Here is a 15,312-nt window from a genome sequence, read left to right as displayed (position 1 = left end):
CGTATGTAAGGAGTTCCGGATGGTCCGTCGCACCCGCGCCGAGATGGAAGAAACCCGTGCCAGCCTGCTGGCCACCGCCCGCCGCGTGTTCAGCGAGCATGGCTATGCCGCCACCTCGATGGATGACCTGACCGCCCAAGCCGGCCTGACCCGGGGTGCGCTCTACCACCACTTTGGCGACAAGAAGGGCCTGCTGGCCGCGGTGGTCGCCCAGCTCGATGCCGAGACCGACCTGCGCCTGCAGGCGATCAGCGATGGCGCGGATGATGCCTGGGACGGTTTCGTACAGCGCTGCCGTGCCTATCTGGAGATGGCGCTGGAGCCGGAGATCCAGCGCATCGTGCTGCGTGACGCGCGCGCGGTGCTGGGTGGCGCCTCACCGGAATCGCAGCGCCACTGCGTGCACTCGATGCAGCGCCTGATCGAACAGTTGATCGCGCAGGGCGTAGCGATGCCGGTGGATGCGCAGGCGCTGGCATCGCTGATCTACGGCAGCCTGGCCGAGGCCGCGTTCTGGATTGCAGAGGGCGAGGATGGCGACGCGCGCCTGCGGCAGGCGACGACGGCGCTGGAAATGCTGTTGCGTGGCTTGAAGTCGGCCGGGTGAGGCCCATCCACGCATGGCGTGGATCTACTGCGGCATCCGCTCTGGTAGAGGCCAACCTTGGTTGGCCCTTCTGCGGCATCGCGCGCAACGCGTGCCAACCAGAACCATGGCATCAGTAGATCCACGCCATGCGTGGATGAAGCTTTGTCGCGCAGCGCGTGCCAACCAAGGTGGGCACCTACCGGGGAACGGTGGGCCACTCGCGCAGCACCGACACCGGCACGCCCATGCGCGCACAGGCGCGGCTGGCGAGGCCATCGGGCAGCGCACGGCGGAACAGCGGCGCCATACCCTGCATCAGCTTCGCTGAAGCGGCCGCCTGCGCACGTTGGCGGCCGCTGCGTTCAAGCATGCCTTCGGCCCAGTCCGGCAGCAGTGCCGCACCGGCGCCAAGGAACACCTCGCGCGACAGCCCCGGCACCGGTACCGGCAGGCGCACGCCGGACAACACCTCCAGCACTTCACGCGAGCGCTCGTCCACACGCAGCTCCGGTTGCCGCGCGCAGAAGTACGCTGCCACCTCGGCTTCACTGCGCGGCACATCCACCGCACCCAGTGCCTCGGCCACGCGGCGGTACTCGTCGTAGTAGCGGTCGGCGATGTACGCCGGCACCTCGCGCCCGTAGCGACGGAAGCCCTGCAGGAAACCAAACGCCTCAGTCACGTGCACCCATGTCAGCAGTTGTGGATCGTCCGCCGCGTAGGGCTCGCCCTGCGCGGTCTGGCCGCGGATCTGTGCATGGATGCGGCGCACCTTGGCCACCAGCGCCTCTACCTCCCCGCTGGGTGCATAGCTGGTACCGGCGACAAACGCGGTGGTGCGACGCAGGCGGCCCACCAGGTCCTGGCGGAAATTGGAGTGGTCGTAGACCCCGGCCAGCGCGCGCGGATGCAGGGTCTGCAGCATCAGCGCACACAGGCCCCCGGCCAGCATCGAGGGGAACTCGGCGTGCAGGCGCCAGGTCACGCTGTCAGGTCCAAACCAGCCCGGGTCACCCAGCGGCTGGTCGTAATCGATGCCGCTCTGGCCACGCGGGAAGGCCTCCAGTACCCAGCGCCGGATCGGCGCGGTGACGGGGCGGGAGAGTCGCTGCAGCAGAGCCGGCATCGCAGGTCCAGGAAAAGCGAAAGAGTGGCCGCGAGTTGCGCGGTCAGCCCCGATTCTGGGCGATCACGACGCCGGCGGCGAGTCTTCGCACTCAGCCACGGTTTCATGTGCGGCCGCAGCACATTTCACCCTGCGACATCCTGTCGCAGGCTCCGGCCTCGATGCTGCGATGCAGCAACATTCACCGATTCAGAGAAGGCCCTTACGCGGCTTGGCATTGCGCCCATTGCACGGCTCGCTGGAAGTGCTAGAACTGGACTCGCCACACCGTCCAATGCTGATCGACGCACGTTCCACAAGGAGCCAGCCATGATTGCTTTGTTCAAGGGTTTGGGAATTCTGCTTCGCGACAACGAGCTCTACAGCAGCCCGTTCGATAAACAGGTTGCGCATTGGCGCAATCTCAGCGAGCAGCAGATCCGCGATGAAGTAGCCGTGCTGGCGCAGGCCAAGTGCCAATGGCTGATCGCCTCGATCGTCGGCTGGCAGGCGGCCTCGCTGCTGATTCTTGGCCTGATCGCCAACTACCTGTGGCGTGACGACTTCCATATCACGTTCACCCGCGTGGTAGTCGTGTTCGGCTCGTGGGTCTCGATCCTGTTCGTGATCTGGTTCATGGCCAACATGTTCGATCAGCAGGCCGGTTTCGAGCGCTGGATGAAGGCGTTCAACAGTCGCGCACGCATCAGCTCCAAGGCCGACAGCGTCGAGCACGTGGCCGAGGCCCTGGAACTGGCCGAGCATTACCCGGAAGTACTCGATTACAAGCAGGCGGTCACCGCCAAGCGCGAGCTGCGCCACGAGGACATCCGCATCATGACCGAGATCGGGCGCATGAAGCAGCACTCCGAACTGGTCGGCCGCCTCAACCACGTGGGCGAGAACGAGCACCACCACGACCTGACACTGCAGCCTGCCTACTGACCCTTCAGGGAAGCGGGGGGACCCACAATGCCACCGTGATCACTCACGGTGGCATTGTTCTTTCCGATCCTCGCTGACGCACTGGGCGAAGCCCTTCGGCAGGTCCCTGAACTCCTGAGTGGTGCCGACCGCCAACGCGAACGACCGTATCAGCGCTTTCGCACACGCGGCGTCAGGACGACAGGCCGGGTCCAGCAACAGGTAATGGCACTGACCGCTGCGGCTGGCCATGCACTCAAAACGCGCCACGCCGTCCACTACCGTGCGCTTGCTGTACAGCGTGTCCACGCCATTGGCAGTGGTGCGGGTGATCGCGGTTTCGGTGGACTTCTGGCAACCGGCAAGCGCCAGTGCAGCGAGGCCTGCAAGCAGGAAAAGACGCATGCAATGCTCCTGGTAGCGGAAAAGTGCGGTGCGGCTACATGCCGCGGAACAGGCTCATGAATGGTTGGCTGACAACCAGTGTTTCCGTCCGGCCCCGCAGCCGCAGCACACCGCGCCCGGTATCGTCGCGGCTGACCGCCGCCACAGCCTTCATGTTGACGATGGTCGAGCGGTGGATCTGGCGGAAGTGCTGCGGGTCGAGTACTTCCAGCAGTTCGCGCAATGGTGTGCGCAACAGGCTCTCGCCGGCAGCGGTGACCACGGTGGTGTACTTGTTGTCGGCACGGAAGTAGGCGACATCTTCCAGCATGATCAGCTGCGTCTCGCGGCCGTTGCTGGCGGTGATCCAGGCCAGCGGCGGGCGCTCGGCAGCACCCTGCGATGGACCCAGCCGCTGCAGCAGGCGTTCAAGCACGGCGTCATCCTGGCGCGTCGATGGCAGCCGCGACAGGATGCGCTCACGCGTCGCCAGCAGGCGTTCGTCACTGACCGGCTTCAGAAGGTAATCCATCGCGCCCTGCTCGAACGCGTCGATGGCGTACTGGTCATAGGCGGTGACGAACACCACCTGGGTGCGCGGGCTCAGCTCGGACAGCGAACGCGCAACTTCGATGCCACTGATGCCGGGCATGCGGATGTCGAGGAACGCGATGTCCGGCTGCGTCTCGGCCAGCTGCTCCAGCGCACTGGCGCCGTCCTCGCACTCGGCCACCAGCTTCAGCTCCGGCCACAACCGGCGCAGCTGTTCCACCAGTGACTGCCGCAGCAGTTCCTCGTCTTCGGCAATGAGGGCTTCAAGCGGCATGGCTGCGCTCCTTGTGTGTCTGCGGCAAGGTCATGGTTGCGGCCACACCGCTGGGGAAGTTGGCAACGATCGCCACGCCGGCCTGCTCGCCACAGGTCAGGCGCAGGCGTTCGCGCAGGTTCTTCAGGCCGATGCCGGTGCCGCTGGTGCCCTGGCCGAAACCGAGCCCGTCGTCGGCGACGGTCACGGTCACATGGTCATCGAAGCCACGCGCCAGGATCCAGATCGTGCCACCGCCGGGCTTGGGCTCCAGGCCATGCTTGATCGCGTTCTCCACCAGCGTCTGCAGTGCCATCGCCGGCAGGTGCACGCCATGCAGCTCATTCGGTACCTGCACTTCCACCGCCAACCGTGCGCCCATGCGGATGCGCAGGATCTCCAGGTAGGCGCGCGTGCGTTCCAGCTCCACCCCCAGCGTCGACACCGACTCGTCCACCTGCGGCAACGAGCTGCGCAGGTACTGGATAAGGTGGCCCAGCATCTGCTCGGCACGTGCCGGGTCGGTGCGGGTCAGCACCTGCGCGTTGGCCAGCGTGTTGTACAGGAAGTGCGGCTCCACCTGCGCATGGAGCAGGTTCAAGCGCGCGACCGACAGTTCCTTTTCCACCTGGGTCTGTTCGGCCGCGGCCTGCTCATCGCGGCGCTGGTCGGCCACGCGGCGGCTGATCGCGCGGGTAACCGCTTCGGCGTTCTCGAAGTTGCTGCCCTCATCCAGCGCCAGCAGATCGGCCCACCAACCGGCATCCGGTTCGAACAGCAGAGTGACGGTACTGGTGCCCTGCCCCGGCGTGACCGTCGCCAGCACGCTGTTGCGCTTGATCGCCAGCCGCGCCGGCAGGTTCCAGCGCGACGGCTGGCGGCCATTCCAGAGGTCCACCCGGCGCACGTAGGCGCGCACCTGCAGGCTGCCGGCCGAGCTTTCCACGTCTTCCACGCGCGGAAGTTCGGCAATTGCCGCTTCCACCACGGCATAGGCCTGGCCGGCATCCATCGGCAGTTCCACCTGGCGGCGCTGGCGCCCGGACAACGTGGTCGAATCCAATCGGCCGGCCACCAGCCAGACCCGGCGCACGTGGGTAATCGCGCTGCCCAGCGCGGAGATCATCAGGAACATCGCCAGCAGGCCGAACACCCAGCCCGGGCCATCGTTCATGCCGCTGAAGATGCCGCTCCAGACCATGCCGGCGACAACCAGCGCGGCGGCCCAGGCCAGCAGGTGGCGGATCAGGAGAGAGAGGCTGGCGAACACGGCGGCGCCTTGGAGGAAGGGGGTGAGCCGAGCATAGGGCGGCCCGCCGGGCAAACAAGCGGGCTGCGACGAAGGCCGGAAAAGCGGGGATGGAAAGCCATCTGGTAGTGCCGGCCGCTGGCCGACTCCCCACTTTCTCCGCATGCATCACAGGGATGCCGGCCAGCGGCCGGCACTACCCGGGAGGCGCCGGGCGAACCCGGCGCATGCCCTTACTTGCGCTGGTCGGCGCTGGCGTCACGCACGGCGCGGAACGATTCGTCCTTGCTCCAGTTCGGCCAGCTGCGCGTGTTGGCCAGCTGGTTGCCGAGCGTGTACAGCACTTCCAGGTCGCGGGCGGCACCGGCAAACACCCAGTCCGGCTGCCATTCGTCGCCCTGCTGGTGGTAGCGCTTGGCGGTGTAGTCCTCGGAGGCCTTCTTGCCTGCGGCCACCCCGCCGTCCACCCAGTCCTGGCCGGCCGACCACGACAGGGCCGGAACGCCACGCTTGGCGAACGGGAAGTGATCGGAGCGGAAGAACAGGCCGGCTTCCGGCTTCGGGTCCGGGGTGTAGCGGATATCCCAGCCCTTGGCCACGTCCTTCAGCTGGTCCAGCAGCTCGAAACGCGCGGCACCGTAGATGCCGAAGTCACGCGACGGCCCGAACGGCGCCATGCCGTCCATGTTGATCACCGCCACGGTCTTTTCCAGCGGATACAGCGGATGGGTGGCGTAGTACTCCGAACCCAGCAGGCCCTTTTCCTCGGCGGTGACCGCCAGGAACAGCACTGACCTCTCCGGACGCTTGGCCTTGGCGAAGCCACGGGCCAGTTCGATCAGCGAGGCGGTGCCACTGGCGTTGTCCAGTGCGCCATTGAAGATGCGGTCGCCACGCGCGTCGGGCTCGCCCACGCCGATGTGGTCCCAGTGCGCGCTGTAGACGATGGTCTCGTCCGGGTGGCGGCTGCCTTCCAGGCGTGCGGCCACGTTGTGCGAGGTGATCACTTCGGTCTTCACCGCGTACTTCGCGTCCAGGCTGGCGCCGGTCAGCGGCACCGGGGTGAAGTCGCGCTGCTGCGCCTTCTTCTTCAGCGCCTCGAAGTCCTGCCCGGCCGAGCGGAACAGCTCCACGGCCAGGTCGCGCTGGATCCAGCCTTCCAGCAGCGGGTGGCTGTCGGCCGGGTTGTCGCGCACCACGTCGAACATGGTGTTGGTGTTGGAGCCGGCCACCGTCGCCCAGCCGTACGACGCCGGTGCGGTCTCGTGCACGATCAGCACGCCCAGCGCACCCTGTCGGGCGCCTTCTTCGTACTTGTAGGTCCAACGGCCGTAGTAGGTCATGCCCTTGCCGTCGAAGTCACCCTGGCCGGTCTCGAAGTCCGGGTCGTTGATCAGCACGACGGCGATCTTGCCCTTCAGGTCCACGCCCTTGAAGTCGTCCCAGTTGCGCTCCGGGGCCTTCACGCCGTAACCGAGGAACACCAGCGGGGCCTTGCTGATGTCGACGTTGCTGGCCCCGTTCATGGCGGCGCGCACGGCAATCTGCTTGCCCTGTTCCAGCGGCAGGGTCTTGCCTCCCTGGTGCAATGCCAACTGCGGCGCGCCGACGATGTCGCCCTTGCGCAGCGGCACGGCCTGGGTCCACAGGCGCTTGCCGTCCTTGAGGTCGCCGCCCGGCTGCAGGCCGGCGTCGGCGAACTGCTTGCTGAGGAAGGCGATGGTCTTTTCTTCGCCGGCGGTGGCCGGGGAGCGGCCTTCGTAGGCGTCGGAGGCCAGTTCCTTGACGTCGGCGGAGATCCGCGCGCCATCGAATTTCGGGGTGGCCGCCATCAGTGCGCTCGACACCGACAGGGCCAGCAGGCCCAGTGCTACTCGTTTCATTGCTCTCTCCAGCAGGAAATCCTTCTGGAGTGTAATGGGATTCGGCAGGGCTGCGCCCTGCACCTGCCGATGCCAGGGCAACAGCAACAGCAGAAGCAGGCATTCGGTGGGATGGCGGGGTGGGTCCGGTTGCGGGGGACGCCGTAGACCCGTCCTTGGGGGCTTGGCCGCGGCATCCATGCCGCGGACACCCCCGCAACCGGACCCACCCCGCCTTCGACAGCTTCCCGGTGCTGTTGGTAGGTGTCGACCTTGGTCGACACGCATGGAAAACACGAAGGGGTCAGATCCCTTTCCCGGCGGGAAAGGGCTCTGACCCCATCGGTGTGTTGCTTGAGCCTGTTACCAGTTCGGGTCTTCGGCCGGCGCGGCAGCGGGCTTGGGCTTCGGCTTGGCGGCCGGGCGTGCGGCAGCTGCGGGAGCGGCCGAGGCAGTCGCACCTGCGGCGGCGGCGGCCGGCTTGCTGCCCAGCTTCTGGCGCAGTTCGATCTGGCCCGGGCGGAAACCGCCGCGCATCGCGTCGACGCCGTCTTCGATGGTGCCGTACGAGGTCTGTGCGGCCACGCGGTCGATGCGGATGGTGCAGCACGGGTGTTCGCTGCGGCCCAGCGAGCGGCCGGTCTGCGGGTCCTTCAGTTCTTCGCCCAGGCGCACGGCCTGCCAGCGCTGGCCGGCCTGCACGGTGTCACCGCCCTGGCTCAGCACCACCTGGTCACCGTCCACCGAGACCACCGACACCGGAAACAGCGTGGTGACGATGCTGGTGCCGATCTGGCCCGACAGCGATTCCATCATCGCCGCGGCCATGTTGCGGCCGTTGACCACGCGCGGCAGGGTGCTGGGGCCGGTCGAGGCCAGCTGGTGGTCGAAGCTGTCGGACATCACCACCTGGCCGGTAGTGGCGTTGATCAGGCGCAGGGTGATGCGGCCGCCACCGGAGTACGAGGTCACCTGGCGGTCGGACATGCGCAGGTTGCGCACGCTGCGCGGGTACTCGAAGCGTTCGATGGTCGGTATCAGGATCAGATCGGTCGCCAGCTGCTGGCCCACGCGCGCGGTGTCCTGCAGGCGCACGTTGCCGCTGTTGATGTGGTCGATCTCGGCCTGCAGTTCGTCGCCGAACTCGCGGTCCAGCACGATGAAGCGCTGGGTCTGGGTCAGCGTGTCGGACAGGCGCGCACGGATCGCGTCGGCCACTTCATCGGCATCCACGCGGCCATCGCCTACGGCGTAGCTGCCGGCCTTGGTGCGCGGCAGTGCAACCACGATCTTCGGCTTGCCCTGCTCGTCCGGTGCGCGGTACTGGGCGATCTGTGCACGCACGCGCACCTTCCAGTAGCTGCGCATGCTGCGGTGGGTCACGTCGGAATCGAACGAGCTTGCACCACGCTTGGCATCGACGCTGACCTTCTCGTCGTAGCTTTCCCTGACGCTGGCCGAGGCCGAACCGCTCTTGGCCGAGGCTTCGCCGGACGCAGTGGCCGACGCCGAGCCCTTGAAGCTCCAGCCTTCATCGCTGGCGCGCACGCGGGCGATGGTTTCCTCGTCCAGCTGCCGCACTTCATCCTGCGACAGGATTTCATAGCCCAGCACCGCGCCCTGCGAGCCGGCGATCATCTGCTGGGTGAACGCGTCGGCGCGGATATCGCCGACGTGTTCGCCATCCACATCCACATGCAGGCCTGCACGCAGGCCCTGCATCTGGCTGGCCACGCGTACGCCGTTGACCTGCGCCACGGCCGACTGCAGCGCCGCCAGCACCGCCAGTTCCGGGGTGCTGCCGATGCCGTCGGCTTCGCGCGCGACCTGTGTGGTGCCGCCGAAATCCGGCGTGCCACGCAGGGGCGCTGCTTCCACTGGCGCATTGCTGGCCAGTGCACTGGTTGCCTTGTCCTTGGCGGGCGCGGCGGCCGGGGTGTCCTGCTTGCCGCAGGCTGCAAGCAGCGCGGCGGCCAGGCCCAGGCCGATCAAACGGGTTGTCATACGCATGGAGATTCGCCTCGGATCAGATCGAGTCGAGCATCGAGTCGGCGTTGGACGGCACCTTCACCTTGCTCTTCCTGGCGAAGGTCACGGCCGACTTGGTCGAACCGTACAGGCCCTGGATGAAGCCCGGCGATTCCTTGGCCACCCATGCGCCCGCTGCCAGCTTGCGGCCAACGGTGGCCAGCTGGGTCGCGCCCAGGTTCTTCATGCCGGCGGTGAAGCTGCTGGCTTCGCCGCCCAGCTTCTGTGCTTCGGCTGCCGACGCCAGCAGCGAGACCAGGCCTTCGGCGTAGTGCTGCTTGGATTCAGCGTTCAGTTCCGGCTGAGCGGCCTGGCGCTCGTTGATCGCGGCCTGCGCAGCTTCGCTGACCGACACCGACTTCTTCATCGCATCGACGCTGACCGAACCCGACGACAGCGCCTGGCGCTCGGCTTCCAGCAGCTGCACCTGCTCGGCCAGGCCGAAGGCACGGGCGAACGAGGTCTGGGCCTGCAGCGAGTGCGACTGCGAGCTGACGAAACGACGCACCAGCGCTTCCTGCGCGGCTTCGTCCGGAGCGGCGGCGCTGGAGGCGCTGCTGCTGGAGGTGCCGGTGGCGGCACCGGCCAGGTCCTTCAGCTTGCCCAGGCCCGCGTGGGCCGGCATCGACAGGGTGGCGGCAGCGATGGCCACGACAAGAGCGGTATTGCGGATCATATGAGTGTCCTTTGGGAGAGACGGCCGCGAAGCGGCACGTGGGAATCGGTAACCCCAGCGCGATGCCGAGCGAGCTCGGCACCCACCGGGTGGCGGATCAGCGGACTGCCTTGACGTTCAGTTCGTTGATCATCTGCTGGGCGGCCTTCTCGGCAGCCAGCTGCAGGGCATTGGTACGGGCCACGGTTTCATTCGGGCCGGTGCCGGAGAACTGCACCGGGCCCACCGACGACACGGTGCGCGGGAAACGACCGGTCACGTCCAGCACCTTGCCGGTGACCGTGACGAACACGCGGGTGTTGCCGCTGGCCGGATCGCGGTCGCGCATGCCGACGTCCAGGGTACCGACGGCGATGTAGGGGATGTTGGCCGCACGGATGCCGTTGGCGGTATCGCGCAGGGTGGCGGCAGACAGGTCGTTGCCGGTGCTGAAGTCCTTGCGGATGCGCTCGATGCTCAGCAGGCCGCGCGATTCGCCTTCCACGTACTCGGCTTCAACCACTTCGTAGCCGGCGGCGCTGAAGGCACCGGTCATCGCAGTGTTCACTTCAGCGGCGTTGGCCACCTTCCAGCTGATGTTGTCGCTGCGCTGGGTGGTGCTGCCACCGCTGGTGACCGACACCGAACCGTTCTGGTTGATGCTGCCGTTGGTGCTGACCGAGTTGCTACGGAAGCTGTCGCCTTCACGGGTGTTCTCGCTGTAGCTGCTGCTGGCGTCGACGCGGCGGTATTCCTTGTCCTGGAACGACTGCACGGTGTCCTGCGAGCGTGCCATGAACAGGAAGGTCAGCAGCGAACGCTGCGAGGCGGTGGCACCGGCCACGGCCGAACCTGCGTCCAGCTTGGTCTGCAGCAGCGTGGTGTTGATCTCGGCGCGGACAGTGACGGTGTAGGTCTTGGCCTTCTTGTCTTCGGTGTCCGACAGCGGCACGGCGCTGAGCACATAACGGTCGATCTCGCCGATGAACTCGGCGCGGCGGGCTTCGAACAGGCGCAGCTTGGCCGCACCGGTTTCAGCGATGTACGCCTCCAGTGCATTGACCTTGGCCTTGTTCAGGGCCTGGGCGCGGGTGTCGGCGCTCAGGCGCAGGCCGTAGCTGGCCGAACCGGTACCGCGCGAACTCGCGGTCTGCGCGGCGACCGGCGAGGCCACCACCAGCGCGATGAGGATGAGCAGGATGGTACGCATCAACGACATGACTTGATCAACTCCTGGAGGGCTTGGGTCTGCTGCTGCAACGGGCGGCCGCCCGGCTTCTGTTCGTCCAGCCATGCGCGCGAATCGGCACGCTTGGCGGCGGCGCCGGCGAAGGCATCGAAGCCGGCCAGCAGGGTTTCGTAGCTGGCCGACCACTGGTCGACCTGCCACTGCGTGACCGGCACCACCTTGGTGGCGCCCTTGCGCAGCGGCTGTTCGAAATAGACCTTGCCGGAGAACGGTTCGGTCACTTTGGCGGTGAAGAATGCGCCGAACAGCATCGTCTTCATCGCCGGGGTTTCATTGATGACGCCGTTCTTCAGCGCATCGACCTGCACAGTGATGACGTAGTCCGGCTCGGGGATCTTCAGCTGGTAGACCTTGCCGTCGGCAAAGCGGGCGGCCATCGCACCACCGATCGCCTGGCCCGAGGCCGGCGGCAGCAGGCCGACGCCGGTATTGGACGACAGCGTCTTGGACAGTTCATGGGCCAGCGTGGCGCGCAGCGGGGTTTCCCACTTCGGGTCGGGCAGCTTGGCGCGGACCGCGTCGGACAGGGTTACGCCACCGACCTGCAGGCGACGCACGGCGGCATCGGGCAGCTTGGCCTGGGCGAGACTGGCGGCCAGCACCTGCGACAGGCTGGTATCGGCGCTGCCGTACAGCAGATCGGCGACGATCGCGTCGATATCGTCGTTGTCCGGCCGGTAATCCTGCACGTCGATGCGCTGCAGGGTCAGCGGATAGGACGCGATCACCTGGCGCTCGCGGAAATCGAAGAACAGTGCCTGCAGGGCCACTTCCACCAGCACTTTGTACTGGTTGCCGATCGGCTCGACCGAGACCAGTTCGCGGTCCAGTGCGGCGGCCAGCACCGTCGCGCTGGTGGTGCCGTCGAGCATCGCCACCGGCTGGTCGATCAGCTCCAGGTTCGCCGGCGGCCGGCGCTTGAGCGCCTGCGCCAGGGTCTGGTTCAGCGGGATCAGGCCGCGCTTTTCCAGCACGGCATGCGCATGCGGCGTGGTCGCCTGCACGGCAGCGGCATCCGCGGTATAGGCAAAACCGGCCCAGTAGGCCTGCTGCGATTTGTCAGCCGCCTGCGCGGCCATCGGCCACACGGCCAGGCACAGGGCACAGGCAAGCAGGCGCGCAAAAGCGCGCGATGCGCTCTTCGTCCTTGAATACATCCAACCGCTCCTCGGTCAATACGCACGGAATGCGGACGCTGATGCGTCCGCTGGGCGCGAAACATAGCCGCTCAGGCGCCTGCCGACAAGTGCTGCGTTCGTCGCAGTCACTCCTGGGGCGGCAGTCCGGCCCGTTGGCGCAGCAGGCCCCGCTCCGCCTGGTTCTGGCTGAGTCTGGCGGCTTCGGCAAAAGCCTGACGCGCGTCGAGGTCGCGCCCCAGCGCCTGTAGTATCTCCGCGCGCACCACCTGCAGGGGCGCGTACTCGCGCAGGCGTGCATCCACCAGCAGCGGCTGCAGTTGTGCCCACGCAGCGAACGCGCCCTCGCTGCGCAGCACCGCCACGACCCGATTCAAAGCGACAACCGGCGAAGGCATCACCCGCAGCAACTGGGTATAGAGCGAAGCGATACGTGGCCAGTCGGTGGCTTCAGCCCGACGCGCAGCCGCATGGCAGGCGGCGATGCGCGCCTGCAATACATAGGGATCATCAGCACCACCGGCGGCCAGCGCGCGGGCCAGCACCTGCTGCCCGCGTTCGATCTGCAGCCAGTCCCAGCGCGCGCGGTTCTGCTGGTCCAGCAGCACCGGCGCGCCCTGCGCGTCGGTCCGTGCCGCAGCACGCGATGCCTGCAGTTCCATCAGTGCCAGCAGGCCCAGCACCGGCGGCACCGGCAGCCGGTGCGCCAGGATGCGTGCGAGCCGCAGTGCCTCCTCGCACAGCGCCGGACGCATCCAGTCATCGCCGGCGCTGGCCGCGTAACCTTCATTGAAGACCAGGTAGATCGCCTCCAGCACCGAAGCCAGCCGCTCGGGCATCGCGTCCGCGCGCGGCACCTCATAGGGCACCTGCTTCTGCGCCAAGGTGCGCTTGGCGCGCACGATGCGCTGGGCGATGGTCGGCTCGGGCTGCAGGAACGCACGTGCGATCTCGACGGTGGTCAGGCCACCGAGCAGGCGCAGGGTCAGTGCCACCCGCGCATCGGCCGGCAGCACCGGATGACAGGCCACGAACATCAACCGCAGCAGATCGTCACCCAGATCATCCTCCAGCGCCTGGCTGTCATCCGGTGCCGGCAGCGCCGCTGGGTGCAGTTCCTCGCCCCACTGCGCATGCTGCTGCGCCACCCGCTGGTGTTGGCGCAGCACATCGATGGCACGGTTGCGCGCAGTGGTCATCAGCCAGGCTCCGGGGTTGTCCGGGATGCCCTGTTCCGGCCAGCGCTCCAGCGCGGCCAGCCAGGTGTCCTGGGCCAGCTCCTCGGCACGGCCGACATCGCCCCCGAGCAGCCGCGCCAGGCGCGCGATCAACACCGGCGATTCCATCCGCCAGAGGGTTTCCAGACGCTGCGTCAGTGCGGGATCGGGCATGCGCCGATCACAGCACGCAGGCCCGGCCCGCACAAGCGCCGCAGCTCACGCTTCAACAACCGGCTTGAAGCCGCCCCAGAACATGCGCCTGGTATCGAACGGCATGTCCTTCGGGCCCAGCGACGCCAGCCGCGGGTCGGCCATTACCCTGGCGTTGATGCGGTCGCGCGCCGCGCGCGAACGGAACACCACGAAGGCGACGATCACCGTTTCGCCCGGCTTTGCCTTGACCGCACGCGGGAACGAGGTGCTCTTGCCCGGTTCCACATCGTCAGCCACGCATTCCATGTACTGCAGCGCGCCATGGTCCTTCCACACCGCACCGGCCTTGCGGGCAAGGCGGCGGTAGGCCGCCACCTTGTCCTGTGGGCACGGCAGCACGTAAGCATCCACGTAAGCCATGAGGGTTCTCCCTTGCGGCGGCCGTCAGCCCGGCTCGCCGTCCATGTGTGCGATTTCCCAGAGATGGCCATCCAGGTCCTGGAAGCCGCGCTGGTACATGAAGCCGTAGTCGCGCGCCGGCTGCGGTTCGCTGGCACCTGCAGCCAGTGCCTTGTCCACCAACTCGTCAACTGCCTTGCGACTGGGGGCCGAGAGCGCATTGATCACTTCCGTGTGAGTGTGTGCATCGGCAATCGGCTTGTTGGTGAACTGCTGGAAAAAAGGTTGGGTCAGCAGCATCACGTAGATGCTCTCGCTGATGACCATGCCAGCCGCATCGTCATTGGTGTAGGTGGGATTGAAGCTGTAGCCCAACGCGGTGAAGAACGCCTTCGACTTCCCCAGGTCCTGCACGGGCAGGTTGACGAAGATCATCTGCGGTTGTGGTGCGCTCATCGGTGAAGCTCCTTGTGGATGACAAAAAGGGGGATCAGGGCTGCTTCATGCAGTTGACCATCCACGGCTTGCCGTAGCGGTCGATCAGCATGCCCCAGCGGTGGGCCCAGAACGTTTCGGCAATCGGCATCTGCACCTGGCCACCTTCGGCCAGCGCCGCGAACACGCGCTCGGCTTCCTCGATGCTGTCGACGTCGACATTGATGGTGGTCGAGCCACCCTCGCCGCCGCCGGGACCGTCGGCCGCCATCACGATGGCGCTGCCGATCTCCAGCTGGCTGTGCGCGACGTGGTCCAGGGTTTCCGGCGGCATCTCGTTGCAGCCCGGCGAGCCGTCGGAGGGCGGCATGTCGCGGTACTTCATTTCCGAGGTGACCTGGCCACCCAGCGCCTTGGCGTAGAACGCCATCGCCTCATGGGCCTGGCCGCTGAAGCCGAGGAAGGGAATCAGTTTCATGGCAATACTCCGTTGTGCGGTTCTAGGGCAGTAGTGCCGGGTCGTGCCCGGCAGGGAGATGAATCGGGTCAACCTTCCAGCTGTGCACGCAGACGCTGTTCCTGCTGCTGTAAGTCGGGGGTGAAGGCTTCACCGAAGTCTTCGGCTGAAATCAGCGGACGCAGCTCCAGCGTGCCGCCACTGTTGAACGGCGCACGGCTGGCCCATTCAACGGCCTCGTCCAGCGACCGCACCTCCCACAGCCAGAAGCCGGCGATCTGTTCGCTGGCAGGACCGAACGGACCGGCCTCGACCTTGGGTGCCCCGCCGCCGAAATGAATGCGACGGCCGCGCTGGGTGGCGTGCAGGCCTTCACCGGCGAGCATGATGCCGGCGGCCACCAGTTGTTCGTTGAAGGCGCCCATTTCGGACAATTCCTGTTCGCTGGGCATGCGGCCGGCTTCGGAGTCGGCGTTGGCCTTCACGATCACCATCACTTTCATTGCGGTCTCCCGTGGGGACGCGTGGTGCGTGCCCTTCATTGGGTACAACGAACCAGGGGGCTGGGAATCGACACGTCTGTTGGAAATTTTTTTCTTGCGCGGAAAGCGCGCCTTCGGCGAGGGTCGGCGAACGGCGGAGCCCCTCCGTGGTGGGGTTGG

General features: G+C 66.8%; 16 protein-coding genes. 2 read left to right on the top strand and 14 right to left on the bottom strand.

The window, feature by feature from the left end; all coding sequences use genetic code 11:
* The first annotated feature begins 19 nt into the window (after positions 1-19).
* The gene (locus tag AC5P5X_RS18930; protein WP_005407901.1) at positions 20-607 is read left to right on the top strand and encodes a TetR/AcrR family transcriptional regulator; all 588 of its coding nucleotides are present in this window, start codon (positions 20-22) and stop codon (positions 605-607) included.
* Between the two features lie 178 nt (positions 608-785).
* Here AC5P5X_RS18930 and AC5P5X_RS18925 read toward each other — a convergent pair whose 3' ends face one another.
* A complete protein-coding gene (locus AC5P5X_RS18925; protein WP_087802836.1) occupies positions 786-1,715 on the bottom strand; it encodes an oxygenase MpaB family protein in 930 nt (309 codons plus the stop codon).
* 309 nt (positions 1,716-2,024) lie between these two features.
* Between AC5P5X_RS18925 and AC5P5X_RS18920 the strand changes: the two genes are divergently transcribed.
* Positions 2,025-2,639 (top strand): hypothetical protein, encoded by a 615-nt coding sequence (locus tag AC5P5X_RS18920; protein WP_005407899.1) that lies wholly within the window; start codon positions 2,025-2,027, stop codon positions 2,637-2,639.
* A 39-nt stretch (positions 2,640-2,678) separates the two neighbouring features.
* Here the strand turns inward: AC5P5X_RS18920 and AC5P5X_RS18915 are convergent, their stop codons facing one another.
* The 13 genes from AC5P5X_RS18915 to AC5P5X_RS18855 all read right to left on the bottom strand — a co-directional run bounded on the left by AC5P5X_RS18915 (position 2,679) and on the right by AC5P5X_RS18855 (position 15,153).
* Positions 2,679-3,023 (bottom strand): hypothetical protein, encoded by a 345-nt coding sequence (locus tag AC5P5X_RS18915; protein ID WP_111189071.1) that lies wholly within the window; start codon positions 3,021-3,023, stop codon positions 2,679-2,681.
* Between the two features lie 34 nt (positions 3,024-3,057).
* Positions 3,058-3,828, bottom strand: a complete 771-nt coding sequence (locus tag AC5P5X_RS18910) for a LytR/AlgR family response regulator transcription factor (RefSeq protein WP_005407897.1) — start codon at positions 3,826-3,828, stop codon at positions 3,058-3,060.
* Entirely contained in the window at positions 3,818-5,077 is a 1,260-nt protein-coding gene (locus tag AC5P5X_RS18905) for a sensor histidine kinase (protein ID WP_005407896.1), read from the bottom strand. Before AC5P5X_RS18905 ends, AC5P5X_RS18910 begins: the two co-directional genes overlap by 11 nt.
* A gap of 212 nt (positions 5,078-5,289) precedes the next feature.
* Positions 5,290-6,939, bottom strand: a complete 1,650-nt coding sequence (locus tag AC5P5X_RS18900) for a M28 family metallopeptidase (RefSeq protein WP_049449782.1) — start codon at positions 6,937-6,939, stop codon at positions 5,290-5,292.
* A gap of 342 nt (positions 6,940-7,281) precedes the next feature.
* Positions 7,282-8,928: a CsgG/HfaB family protein gene (locus AC5P5X_RS18895; RefSeq protein ID WP_043033936.1), complete on the bottom strand. Its 1,647-nt coding sequence runs from the start codon at positions 8,926-8,928 to the stop codon at positions 7,282-7,284.
* A 16-nt stretch (positions 8,929-8,944) separates the two neighbouring features.
* A complete protein-coding gene (locus AC5P5X_RS18890) occupies positions 8,945-9,622 on the bottom strand; it encodes a hypothetical protein (protein WP_012479008.1) in 678 nt (225 codons plus the stop codon).
* A gap of 97 nt (positions 9,623-9,719) precedes the next feature.
* Positions 9,720-10,820 (bottom strand): hypothetical protein, encoded by a 1,101-nt coding sequence (locus tag AC5P5X_RS18885; RefSeq protein ID WP_495216035.1) that lies wholly within the window; start codon positions 10,818-10,820, stop codon positions 9,720-9,722.
* A complete protein-coding gene (locus AC5P5X_RS18880; RefSeq protein WP_033833696.1) occupies positions 10,811-12,007 on the bottom strand; it encodes a hypothetical protein in 1,197 nt (398 codons plus the stop codon). Before AC5P5X_RS18880 ends, AC5P5X_RS18885 begins: the two co-directional genes overlap by 10 nt.
* A gap of 107 nt (positions 12,008-12,114) precedes the next feature.
* The gene (locus tag AC5P5X_RS18875; protein WP_049395632.1) at positions 12,115-13,377 is read right to left on the bottom strand and encodes an RNA polymerase sigma factor; all 1,263 of its coding nucleotides are present in this window, start codon (positions 13,375-13,377) and stop codon (positions 12,115-12,117) included.
* A 45-nt stretch (positions 13,378-13,422) separates the two neighbouring features.
* Entirely contained in the window at positions 13,423-13,779 is a 357-nt protein-coding gene (locus AC5P5X_RS18870) for a DUF1428 domain-containing protein (protein ID WP_111189070.1), read from the bottom strand.
* Positions 13,780-13,803: 24 nt separating this feature from the next.
* The gene (locus tag AC5P5X_RS18865) at positions 13,804-14,214 is read right to left on the bottom strand and encodes a VOC family protein (protein ID WP_005407888.1); all 411 of its coding nucleotides are present in this window, start codon (positions 14,212-14,214) and stop codon (positions 13,804-13,806) included.
* A gap of 34 nt (positions 14,215-14,248) precedes the next feature.
* Positions 14,249-14,671, bottom strand: a complete 423-nt coding sequence (locus AC5P5X_RS18860) for a VOC family protein (RefSeq protein WP_005407887.1) — start codon at positions 14,669-14,671, stop codon at positions 14,249-14,251.
* A gap of 68 nt (positions 14,672-14,739) precedes the next feature.
* The gene (locus tag AC5P5X_RS18855) at positions 14,740-15,153 is read right to left on the bottom strand and encodes a YciI family protein (protein WP_005412103.1); all 414 of its coding nucleotides are present in this window, start codon (positions 15,151-15,153) and stop codon (positions 14,740-14,742) included.
* Positions 15,154-15,312 lie beyond the last annotated feature (159 nt).

This window comes from Stenotrophomonas sp. YJH_SMC_91 (assembly GCF_059368495.1).
Note: the sequence above shows the minus strand (reverse complement) of the source record. Positions and strands in the feature narration are given on the sequence as shown.